General features: G+C 46.6%; 7 protein-coding genes, 1 riboswitch and 1 other annotated feature. All 7 genes read left to right on the forward strand.

The window, feature by feature from the left end; all coding sequences use genetic code 11:
- Positions 1-170: 170 nt before the first annotated feature.
- On the forward strand, positions 171-1,463 hold the full coding sequence (gene murA / locus VSQ61_RS05030) for a UDP-N-acetylglucosamine 1-carboxyvinyltransferase (RefSeq protein ID WP_334343352.1): 1,293 nt from the start codon (positions 171-173) through the stop codon (positions 1,461-1,463).
- A gap of 61 nt (positions 1,464-1,524) precedes the next feature.
- A riboswitch (SAM riboswitch) is annotated at positions 1,525-1,622 on the forward strand.
- Between the two features lie 72 nt (positions 1,623-1,694).
- Entirely contained in the window at positions 1,695-2,882 is a 1,188-nt protein-coding gene (metK, locus tag VSQ61_RS05035) for a methionine adenosyltransferase (protein ID WP_334343353.1), read from the forward strand.
- Between the two features lie 323 nt (positions 2,883-3,205).
- Positions 3,206-7,237 (forward strand): efflux RND transporter permease subunit, encoded by a 4,032-nt coding sequence (locus VSQ61_RS05040; protein ID WP_334343354.1) that lies wholly within the window; start codon positions 3,206-3,208, stop codon positions 7,235-7,237.
- On the forward strand, positions 7,238-7,840 hold the full coding sequence (locus VSQ61_RS05045) for a TetR/AcrR family transcriptional regulator (RefSeq protein WP_334343355.1): 603 nt from the start codon (positions 7,238-7,240) through the stop codon (positions 7,838-7,840).
- An 85-nt stretch (positions 7,841-7,925) separates the two neighbouring features.
- Positions 7,926-8,149 (forward strand) — a binding site (T-box leader).
- 87 nt (positions 8,150-8,236) lie between these two features.
- Positions 8,237-10,876, forward strand: a complete 2,640-nt coding sequence (locus tag VSQ61_RS05050; protein ID WP_334343356.1) for a valine--tRNA ligase — start codon at positions 8,237-8,239, stop codon at positions 10,874-10,876.
- Positions 10,877-10,929: 53 nt separating this feature from the next.
- Positions 10,930-12,255: a bifunctional folylpolyglutamate synthase/dihydrofolate synthase gene (locus tag VSQ61_RS05055; RefSeq protein ID WP_334343357.1), complete on the forward strand. Its 1,326-nt coding sequence runs from the start codon at positions 10,930-10,932 to the stop codon at positions 12,253-12,255.
- Positions 12,248-12,397, forward strand: a complete 150-nt coding sequence (locus tag VSQ61_RS05060; RefSeq protein ID WP_334343358.1) for a hypothetical protein — start codon at positions 12,248-12,250, stop codon at positions 12,395-12,397. The genes VSQ61_RS05055 and VSQ61_RS05060 overlap by 8 nt, the downstream gene beginning before the upstream one ends.
- Positions 12,398-12,399 lie beyond the last annotated feature (2 nt).

Here is a 12,399-nt window from a genome sequence, read left to right on the forward strand (position 1 = left end):
GCGGCGGGAAACGGCAAAAGATAAGGTATTTACAAATGAGCAGAATGTGTTATACTAGATTGAGGATATTTCCTGGGTTTTTGGGAATTAATAAAGTAAACCAACACGAGTATTTGTGATGATAGATATTTTGCTCGGTTAAAATATATAGAGATTGGGAGCAGCCAGTGATGGATCAATATGTAATAAAGGGTGGAAACCCACTTGTCGGTGAAGTGGAGATTGGCGGAGCTAAGAATGCGGCTCTGGCAATTCTTGCAGCCGCCATTATGACGGATGAAACGGTAATGGTAGAGAATCTTCCGGATGTGCGGGATACGAATGTTCTTTTACAGGCTATGGAGGAGATTGGAGCACAGGTTGAGCGTATAGATCGCCATACAGTGAAGCTTAACAGCTCTGGGATTGGGAGCTATAGTGTAGATTACGAGTATATTAAGAGGATTCGCGCTTCCTATTATCTGTTGGGAGCCATGCTTGGAAAGTATAAGAGAGCGGAGGTGCCGCTGCCGGGAGGCTGTAATATTGGAAGCCGCCCCATAGACCAGCATTTAAAAGGCTTTAAGGCTATGGGGGCAAATGTGAAGATTGAATATGGCTTTATTGTCGCAGAGGCAGAGCATCTGTGCGGCAGTCATATTTATCTTGACGTGGTATCAGTGGGAGCTACCATCAATATTATGATGGCAGCATCTATGGCAGAGGGCAATACGGTCATTGAAAATGCGGCCAAGGAGCCCCATGTAGTAGATGTAGCGAACTTTTTGAATAGTATGGGCGCTAATATCAAGGGCGCCGGTACGGACGTGATTCGTATTAAGGGCGTAGAACGGCTTCATGCTACCGAATATTCTATTATTCCGGATCAGATTGAGGCCGGAACCTTTATGTTCGCAGCAGCGGTGACAAAAGGAGACGTTACAGTGAAAAATGTGATTCCCAAGCATCTGGAAGCAACTACTTCCAAGCTATTGGAGATTGGCTGCGAGATAGAAGAGCTTGATGATGCTGTGCGTGTAGTCTGCTCCAAAGGGCTGAAACCTACCAATGTAAAGACCCTGCCATATCCTGGATTTCCTACAGATATGCAGCCGCAGATTACAGTAGCCCTTGCACTGGCAAAAGGAACCAGCATAGTAACAGAAAGTATTTTTGAGAATCGTTTTAAATATGTAGATGAATTGGCTCGTATGGGAGCTAATGTCAAGGTGGAAGGCAATACAGCAATCATAGATGGAGTGGCTCAGTATACAGGAGCGCAGATCTCCAGCCCTGACCTGCGTGCCGGAGCGGCTTTGGTACTTGCGGGACTTGCCGCAGACGGAATTACGATCGTGGAGGATGTACATTTTATTGAGAGGGGCTATGAATGCTTTGAAGAAAAGCTAAAAAGTCTCGGTGCTATGATTGAAAAAGTCCGTGAGGAGAAAGAGATACAAAAATTCCGTTTGAAAGTGGGTTGACAAATGGAAGCAATGGGTGTATTTTAGTGTTGATGGTAAGCAAATTGAATATTGTGAATTTCTCTTATTCAGAGTGATGGAGATACAAAGGATCTATGAAGTCACGGCAACCCCAGCGATGGAAGGTGCCAACCTGAGCGAGTAATCGAACAATAAGGGGATTTGATTATCAGAATATGTCAGGTCCGCCTTTGGCGGGCCTTTAATTATTTAAAAAAGGAGAGATACAACATGGAAAAACTACTATTCACTTCAGAATCCGTTACCGAAGGCCATCCGGACAAAATCTGTGATCAAATTTCCGATGCCATTCTGGATGCTCTCTTAGAGCAGGATCCCATGAGCAGAGTGGCTTGTGAGACAGCTACTACTACCGGCTTAGTACTGGTTATGGGCGAGATTACTACTAAGGGATATGTGGACATCCAGAAGATTGTAAGAGATACGGTCCGGGAGATAGGATATACCCGTGGAAAATACGGCTTTGATGCAGACAACTGTGCGGTACTGACCGCCATTGACGAACAGTCCGCAGATATTGCTATGGGAGTAAACAAGGCATTGGAAGCAAAAGAAAATCAGATGTCTGACAGCGAGCTTGAAGCTATCGGAGCAGGAGATCAGGGTATGATGTTTGGTTATGCCGCGAACGAGACACCGGAGTTGATGCCTTATCCCATTTCTCTGGCACATAAGCTGGTCCTGCAGCTGACAAAGGTTCGGAAAGACAACACACTGCCCTATCTGCGACCGGATGGAAAGAGCCAGGTGACGGTAGAGTACGATGAGGCGGGAAAGCCCATTCGTCTGGATGCGGTTGTGCTGTCTACCCAGCACAGTGAGGACGTGACCCAGGAACAGATTCATGCCGACATTAAGAAATACGTATTTGATGAGGTTCTGCCTGCTGATATGGTAGATGCGGATACAAAATTCTTTATCAATCCCACCGGACGGTTCGTAATCGGCGGCCCCAACGGTGACAGCGGACTGACAGGACGAAAGATTATTGTGGATACATACGGCGGTATGGCCCGCCATGGCGGAGGAGCGTTCTCCGGCAAGGATTGTACCAAGGTAGACCGTTCGGCAGCTTATGCGGCACGTTATGTGGCAAAGAATATTGTAGCAGCAGGTCTGGCAGAAAAATGTGAGATTCAGCTTTCCTACGCTATTGGTGTAGCACAGCCTACCTCTGTTATGGTAGATACCTTCGGAACCGGAAAGCTTTCCGATCAGAAGCTGGTAGAGATGATTCGTGAGAACTTTGACCTTCGTCCGGCAGGCATTATCAAGATGCTGGATCTGCGCAGACCCATTTACAAGCAGACGGCAGCTTACGGCCACTTCGGACGCACCGATTTGGATCTGCCTTGGGAGAAGACGGATAAGGCAGAAGTGCTGAAGAAGTATTTATAAAATTGAGAAATATAACAAGTATTAAAAGTGTCTTTCTGTATTTTCTGAATACTGATAGGATGCAGAGATTAGTTTAAAGATTATAGTTGCAATAGGATGTGAAGTAAAAAGATATGATATCGGAAGAAATTTCGGTATCATATTTTTGTGCTTGAAAATGTTTAATGAAAACCATTAATTTTTGACAAATAATATCCGAAAGAGGTAAGATATTTCCGATTTGTTTTATACTTTTTTAACTTGACATGACCAGGGTGTGACTTTTATAATAGAGCAGAACCGACTGGTCGGTCGGAGAATGAGAAGACAGGAGACGTGAAAAAATGATTTCCAGGTACAGTGTAAAGAAGCCGTATACGGTATTTGTGGCAGTGGTGCTTGTTATCGTTTTGGGAGTTGTATCTTTTACCAAGATGACCACAGATTTACTGCCCAGCATGAACTTGCCCTATGCAATTGTTATGACCACTTATGCAGGAGCCAGTCCGGAAACGGTGGAAAGTATCGTGACAAGACCTGTGGAACAGTCTATGGCCACGGTAAGCAATATTGAGAATGTAAGTTCCCTTTCTGCGGAGAACTATTCACTTGTAATTTTGGAATTTGCGCAGACAGCCAATATGGATTCCGTGACTATTGAGATGCGTGAGAATCTAGATCAGCTGAAAGCCATGTGGGATGACGATTCCATAGGAAGCCCGATTATCATGAAGCTGAATCCGGACATGATGCCGGTTATGGTAGCGGCCGTGGGAAAGGAAGGGTTGTCTCATACGGAGGTGACGAAACTTACGGAAGATTCTATCATTCCGGAGTTGGAGAGTCTGGAGGGAGTCGCTTCCGTAAATGCCTCCGGCCTTATTGAAGAGAATGTTCAGGTGGTGATTCGTCAGGAAAAAATTGATATCATTAATGAGCAGGTCTTTGGCTACATAGAGGGTGAATTTGAAGACGCAGAGGAAGAGATTGCAGACGGCAAAAAAGAACTGGCGGACGGTCAGAAGGAGCTGAATGACGGTCAGATTGAATTAAATGAAAGCATTGCTGAACTGCAGGAGAATCAGACAGAGCTGGAAGAGAATAAAAAAGATTTGGAGGATGGATTGGATGAAGTGAACGCCGGCATAGATACGCTGGACGGCAAAAAAACAGAAACTGCAGCTCAACTGGCAGCGGCTCAGACGGCGATCAATGAGGGGAAAGCTGAGATTACAAAGAACCTGGCAGCAATTCAAGTGCGGCTAAATGAATATGAAACCGCCAAAGCAACGGCAGAGGCGGTTGGGAAGCTGTCAGAGGGATTAAATGCACTTAAGGCAGCGGCAGAGGCCGCAGAGGCGGCCAATCTTGGTTTTGGGGATAAAGTTGTAGAAGAGGGTATTCTGGAAATACAAAGTTCTGTTGCAGGTACGCCTTTTGAAGAGGTGCTCAGTAATGTTAGAGATCTAGGAACTCTGACGGCAGCAGTTGGAGCAATAGATGCGCAGAAGAATCAGGCAGATCAAGCATTGGCAGCATTTTCCCAGACAGAAATAGAACAGCTTACAGCAGCCAAAAAGGAACTGGAAGCTGCCGATGCCCAGCTAAGCCAAAAGCTTACGGAAGTCAACATGGGCGAAATGATAGCAGCTATAGAGATGGGCAGTGCTTCCGCAACTCTGAACATTACCAAATCCCAGTTGAAATCTGCCAAGGAGCAGTTAGAAGCTGCGCAGGAACAGCTAGAGGATGCCTGGGATCAGATCAGTGATGCCCAAGAGCAGCTAAGTGATGCAAGGAAGCAGTTAAGCGAAGGCTGGGATTCCATCAAAGAGGGTGAAGAGGATCTGGCAGAAGCCAAATCGGACGCTCTGGACAACGCAGACATGACCGACATCCTCACCGTAGAGATGGTAGAGAATCTTCTTGCCGCCCAGAATTTCTCTATGCCGGCGGGCTATGTGATAGAAGAAGGCATCGACTATCTGGTTCGTGTGGGCGACAAGGTGGATGATGTAGAAAGCCTCCAAAACATGGTTCTCATTGACATGGAAATGGACGGAGTAGACACCATACATTTAAGTGATGTGGCGGATGTATTCATGACAGATAATTCCGATGAGGTCTACGCCAGCATCAACGGGCAGGCAGGCGTGATGCTGACCATTCAGAAGCAGACCGGCTATTCTACAGGCGATGTGTCTGACCGAATCAATAAGAGAATGGCAGAACTGCAGGAGGAGGATCCGGATTTAATATTACTTCCCTTGATGGATCAGGGCGTATATATTGATCTGGTAACAGATTCGGTTTTCAGCAATATGGTTTCCGGAGCGATTCTGGCAGTTTTAATCCTGATAGTTTTTCTGAAGGATTTAAGACCCACTTTGGTTATTGCCTGCTCCATCCCTATCAGTGTAGTTGCGGCAGTGGTATGCATGTATTTCAGCGGCGTGACCTTGAATATCATTTCTCTGTCCGGCTTGGCATTGGGAATCGGTATGCTGGTAGACAACTCGATTGTAGTAATTGAAAACATTTACCGTCTCAGAAATGAGGGATTCAGTGCGGCGCAGGCGGCGATTGAGGGAGCAAAGGAAGTGGCAGGAGCTATCGCAGCATCAACCCTGACCACGGTATGTGTATTCCTGCCCATTGTATTTACGGAAGGAATTACCAGACAGCTCTTTGTAGACATGGGACTGACCATTGCGTACTCCCTGGGAGCCAGCCTTGCGGTAGCATTGACTCTGGTTCCGGCTATGGGATCCGCACTTTTGAAAAACACAAAAGAGAAGAAGCCCTCAAGATTTTTTGAGCGGCTTATGGATGGCTATGAAAGGCTGATCCGACTGGCATTGCGGCGCAGGGCGGTTGTACTGATTTTGGCGGTGGGGCTTCTGGTTCTCAGTGCGGTGATGGAATTTGCAAAGGGAACGGCCTTTATGCCGGAAATGGACAGCACACAGATCAGTATGACACTGACTATGCCCGAAGGAACACCTCTTAGTGAGACAGCAGAACAGGCAGATGAATTAGAGCGCCGTCTCTTAACCCTGGAAGATGTGACTGAGGTAGGAGCCATGGCTGCGTCAGGAAGCAGCATGGGACTGGTGAGCGGAGATACCGCCACCAATGAGATATCCCTCTATGGGCTTTTGAAAGAGGATAAGAAGCTTACGAATCAAGAGCTGAAAGACGAGATCCTAAAGCTTACTGAGGATATGGAAGCAGAGATCGAGGTATCTACTTCCAGTATGGATATGAGTGCCTTAGGAGGCAGCGGCATAACCATTATGATAAAAGGCCGGGATCTGGATCGCCTGCAGGAGATTGCGAAAGATATTGCAAAGCTTGTAGAAGAGACGGAAGGAACCATTGACATATCTGATGGAATAGAAGAGACCACGGGAGAGCTTCGTATCAAGGTTGATAAAGAAAAAGCTGCCCAGGAGGGGCTTACCACAGCAGGAGTCTTTTCAGAGATTATGGCGAAGCTGTCGGATCCCACCAGTGCTACGACCCTGTCCACAGACACGGAGGACTTTGATGTGTTGGTGGTAAACGGAGAAGACGAGGAGCTGACTAGAGAGACGATCAAGGATCTGGTGCTTACTGTCACAAAAAATGATAATACCAAGGAGCATGTGCCCCTGACGGATATTGCAGAATTTTCTGAGGCAGAGGGGCTGGAAACGATTATGAGAGATGCCCAGTCCCGCTATATCAGCGTAACGGCATCTATTGATGATGATCACAACGTTGGTCTGGTATCCTCGGAGGTGCAGCGAAAGCTTGACAAATATCAGGCACCGGAGGGATATACCATTGAAATGCAGGGAGAAAATGAGACGATTATGGAGTCCATGGTTGAGTTGGTGAAGATGCTTCTTCTGGCGTTGCTGTTCATGTACCTGATTATGGTGGCCCAGTTCCAGTCCCTGTTGTCGCCTTTTATCATTATGTTTACCGTACCGCTGGCCTTTACGGGCGGTCTCTTCGGATTGTTTGCAGCAGGAAGCGAATTCAGCGTTATCGCTATGATTGGCTTTGTGATGCTGTCAGGTATTATCGTAAACAATGGAATTGTATTGATCGACTATACCAATCAGCTCTGTGACAAGGGAATGAGTAAGACGGAAGCCTTGGTAGAAGCAGGAAAGACACGTATGCGTCCTATTTTGATGACGGCACTGACTACGATATTGGGTCTGTCCACCATGGGAGCCGGCGTGGGCATGGGTGCGGATATGGTTCAGCCTATGGCGATTGTAACCATCGGCGGTCTGCTCTATGGTACCTTGCTGACGCTGTTTGTCATTCCCTGCATCTATTCGCTACTTATCCGCAGAAAGAAAACTGTGGAGGTGGAGTAAATGAAAGAAACAAGGCCAAAGGTTCTGGCTCTGTACCGGGGCGTACTGGAACTGCTGGATGAAGGTGCCGATGTAAACGGAATCAAAGTATCCGATATTACGGCAAGGGCAGGAATCGGAAAAGGAACGGCATACGACTATTTTAAAAGCAGGGAGGAGATTATAGCCTGTGCCCTCCTTTATGATGTGGAACAAAAGATTGAGGAAGAAAAGGAAGAACTTGACCGCCATGAGGGCTTTCGGGCAAAAGTGGTTTATGCCTTTGACTGGATGGAGAGACGGTTTCGTGAGAAAAAGGTTTTTGTGCGGATTCTGCGTCTGACCACAGAGGGAAGCGGACTTAGCGGAACAATTTTGGAGGAGCTTCAAAAGAGAAAGGAATCTGGTTGCGGCCCGATTCGGGTTTTGTGGGAAATGTGCCGGGAGGGAAAGGAGAACGGGGAGATTAGGGAGGATATCCCGACCTCTGCCGCGTGCATCACAACGCTGGCAAATATGGCAGCCTTTGTAATGTATCTGGAAAAGAGCGAACAGATGCCGGAGCTTAATACGGCCTGGATGAAGGAGTTTCTCTGTAATGGGCTGTTAAATCAGCTCAAATAAAAAAGAATGTAGGCAAAGACATAATTGAAAATCTCAACCTTGACAAACAAGTAAAAGCCTGCTATGTTAGAAACTATCAAAAGTGAAAAAGGCGAAGAAAAAGAGGGTACACAGAAAGCACATCTGTCAGAGATAAGGGGTCAAAGGCTGAAAGCTCCTTTCAGAAAAGCGGCTGTGGAGGTAGCTTTGGAGCCGGAATGGTGAAATAACAGTAGCTGTTCACGCATGACCAGCGTTATGAGGTCTTGGAGATGTATGTGGGAAACCACATATAAGATAGGTGGTACCGCGTTTTTTGACGCCCTTTCAGATTCTGAAAGGGCGTTTTGCACGCAGGCAATGAATCAAGCTGCCCCGGGTAAAGCGATCAGATTTTCCGAAGGAGGGATTTTACAAATGAAAGAATTAGCAAAGACCTACGATCCAAAAGGTATGGAGGATCGAATCTACGAAAAATGGCTGGAGAAAAAGTATTTTCATGCAGAGGTGGACAGGAGCAAAAAACCATTTACTATTGTGATTCCCCCTCCAAATGTAACAGGACGGCTTCACATGGGCCATGCTTTGGATGAGACTCTGCAGGATATTTTGATTCGTTATAAAAGAATGCAGGGCTACAATGCTCTCTGGGTTCCGGGAACAGATCATGCATCCATCTCCACAGAGGTTAAGGTGACAAACCAGTTAAAGGAAGAGGGCATAGACAAAAAAGAACTGGGAAGAGAGGGATTCTTAAAGAGGGCCTGGCAATGGAAAGAAGAGTATGGAGGAGCCATTATCAATCAGTTGAAGAAGCTAGGGTCCTCCTGTGACTGGGAGAGGGAACGCTTTACCATGGATGAGGGCTGCTCCGAGGCTGTTCTGGAGGTATTTATTCGGCTTTACGAGAAAGGCTATATCTATAAAGGTTCCCGGATTATCAACTGGTGCCCCGTATGTAAGACTTCCATCTCTGATGCAGAGGTAGAGCATGAGGAGCAGGCGGGCCATTTCTGGCATATCAATTATCCAATCAAGGATAGCGACAGGTTTGTAGAGATTGCTACCACCCGTCCCGAGACTATGCTGGGTGATACGGCGCTGGCAGTGAATCCCGATGATGAGCGATACCAGGACATTATCGGAAAGACGGTTATTCTGCCTCTGGTTGGACGAGAGATTCCGGTTATCGCAGATGCTTATGTAGACAAAGAATTTGGAACCGGTGTGGTAAAGATTACACCGGCACATGACCCCAATGACTTTGAGGTGGGAAGACGACATAATCTGCCGGAGATCAATATACTGAATGACGATGCCACCATCAATGAAAATGGCGGAAAATATGCAGGCATGGATCGCTATGAAGCAAGGAAGCTGATGGTGGAGGAGCTGAAAGAAAAGGGACTTCTGGTTAAAGTGGCAGATCATTCTCATAATGTAGGAACCCATGATCGTTGCGGAACTACCGTAGAACCGCTTATCAAGCAGCAGTGGTTTGTAAAGATGGAGGAGCTGGCAAAGCCTGCCATTGAAGCAGTAAAGAATGGAGAATTGACTTTTGTTCCGGAGCGTTTTGACAAGACTTATCTTCATTGGCTGGAAAATATTCGTGACTGGTGCATTTCCCGGCAGCTCTGGTGGGGACACCGGATTCCGGCTTATTACTGTGACCAGTGTGGAGAACTTGTAGTGGCAAGGGAACAGCCAGAAACTTGTCCAAAGTGCGGCTGCAAGCACTTTACGCAGGATCCGGACACGCTGGATACCTGGTTTTCCTCTGCCCTGTGGCCGTTCTCGACCCTTGGATGGCCAGAGGAGACGGAAGATTTGGACTACTTTTATCCCACGGACGTGCTGGTAACGGGCTACGACATTATTTTCTTCTGGGTGATTCGGATGGTGTTTTCCGGTTATGAGCAGACAGGAAGATCCCCTTTTCACCATGTGCTGATTCATGGCCTGGTACGTGATTCTCAGGGAAGAAAGATGAGTAAGTCTCTGGGTAACGGCATTGATCCGCTGGAGATTATCGATCAGTACGGTGCAGATGCACTTCGGTTTACCCTTGTGACAGGCAATGCGCCGGGGAATGACATGCGCTTTTATATGGAGCGTGTGGAAGCCAGCCGGAATTTTGCCAATAAGGTATGGAATGCTTCACGGTTTATTATGATGAATATGGAGAAGTCCCGGATTCCGGATACTATGAACTTAGAGCAGCTGACCAGTGCGGACAAATGGATTCTCTCAAAGGTAAATACTCTGGCAAAAGATGTAACGGCTAATATGGATAAGTTTGAGCTGGGTATTGCTGTGCAGAAACTCTATGACTTTATCTGGGAAGAGTTCTGTGACTGGTATATTGAGATGGTGAAGCCAAGGCTTTATCAGGAGGAAGATCAGACCAAGGCAGCAGCTCTGTGGACCCTGCGGACAGTTCTTGCCAATGCATTAAAGCTATTGCACCCCTATATGCCATTTATTACAGAAGAGATTTTCTGCAATCTGACAGGTGAGGAATCCATCATGATTTCTTCATGGCCGGAATATAAAAAGGAGTGGGTCTTTGATGCTGATGAATTGTCTGTAGAAAGGATCAAAGACGCTGTCCGGGGAGTTCGGAATGTGAGATCAGAAATGAACGTTCCGCCCAGCAGAAAGGCATCCGTATTCGTAGTTTCCGAAAAGGATGAAGTGCGCAGCATTTTTGAAAAAGGACGAATTTTCTTTGCTGCTCTGGCTTATGCAGGAGATGTGACTATTCAGTCAGATAAGGCAGGAATCAGTGAGGATGCGGTTTCCGCCCTGATTACGGATGGGGCTGTCTACATGCCATTCTCGGATCTGGTAGATATGGAGAAGGAGCTTGAGCGTCTGAAGAAAGAGGAAGAACGCCTTACCAAAGAGCTGGCCCGTGTTAATGGAATGCTTAGTAATGAGAAGTTCATCAGCCGCGCACCTCAGAGCAAGATTGATGAGGAAAAAGAAAAGCTAAAGAAATACAGTCAGATGATGGACCAGGTAAAGGAGCGTCTGGCCTCACTTACCAAATAGCAGGAAATCATTATGCAGGAATTTCGGCAAATCAGGAAGGATTTAAAAGAAGGATGGACAGAAAGACAGCATATGGAAAAATGACATATGAGGAAGCGGCGGCATATATTGAAGAAACGCCTAAGTTTACAAAAAAGAATACGCTGGAAAATACAAAGGCTATTTTACACCGTCTGGGAAATCCCCAAGAGCAGATGAAGATTCTTCATGTGGCCGGAACCAACGGCAAAGGCTCCGTGTGCTCATTTCTGGCCTCCATGCTGCATGAGGCAGGAAAGCATACAGGGTTATTTATCTCCCCCCATCTGGTGGATGTGAATGAACGGTTTGTCATAGATGAGGAACAGGTAAATGATGAACAATTCCTTGAGGCTTTTCGGATGGTCATGAGCTGTGTGGAGCAGATGGAGAAAGAAGGCTTTGCTCATCCTACCTATTTTGAACTGCTGTTTCTTATTGGAATGATGCTTTTTAAAATGGCAGAAGTGGAGTATCTGGTGCTGGAGACAGGGTTGGGAGGGCGGTTGGATGCAACCAATTCCATAGCTCATCCCCTGGTGACAGTGATTACATCTATCAGCTTAGATCATACAGAGTATCTGGGGAACACGGTGGAAGCGATAGCGGGAGAAAAGGCGGGAATTATCAAAGAGGGCGTGCCTGTAGTCTACGATGCGGAGAATCCGGAAGCAGGAACGGTGATTCAAAGGCGAGCAGAGGAGCTTCGTTCCCCGGCCTTTGGAATCAACAAAAAAATGCTAAAAATTTCCTCTATGTCGAATAAAAATATTGATTTTTCCATAAATTCTGGGTATTATGATTATATTGAGCTTTCTATATCCAGTGTGGCAGAATATCAGGTAAAAAATGCCGCTTTAGCGGTGACCGCTTTGAAGGCCATGGAGCTGGAAGGCGGATTTACAGATGAAGTAATAAAACGGGGAATTGCCCACATGAGATGGCAGGGCAGAATGGAGACAGTACTGCCTCATGTTATCATAGATGGGGCTCACAATGAAGCCGGCGTGGAAGAATTTGTGAAGACGGCAAAACGTCTGGAGGAAAATTATCCGGTGACTTTGCTGTTTGCGGCGGTCGGAGATAAGGATTACCGACATATGATAGAGAAAATCTGTCAGGAACTGCCCGTTGAACAAGTGATTGTCACAGAGGTAGGAGGTTGCCGCTGTGTGAATGCAGGAGAGACAGCAGCGCTTTTTAAAGAGTTTGGAACTGCAAAAGTGCTGGCGTGTCCGAATGTGGAGGAAGCCTTTTCTGCGGCTCTTAAGGAAAAGGGGGACGGGATTTTATTCTGTGTGGGATCTCTGTATCTGGTGGGAAGTATTAAGCGTATATTGAGGAGGACGGCGCATGATTGATTTTGAAGAGGAATTGAAGAGATTTCATCCCAGCCTGGAAGTGGAACAGGTAGAAGAAAATGTCTATAACAATAAGCCCAAGGACATGGCCGATCTTCTTCAGGAGATGCTTAAGGAAATGAAAAACAGCAGCCAGTATTAGAA

It is taken from the genome of Candidatus Merdisoma sp. JLR.KK006 (genome assembly GCF_036941035.1).
GTDB lineage: Bacteria > Bacillota > Clostridia > Lachnospirales > Lachnospiraceae > Laedolimicola.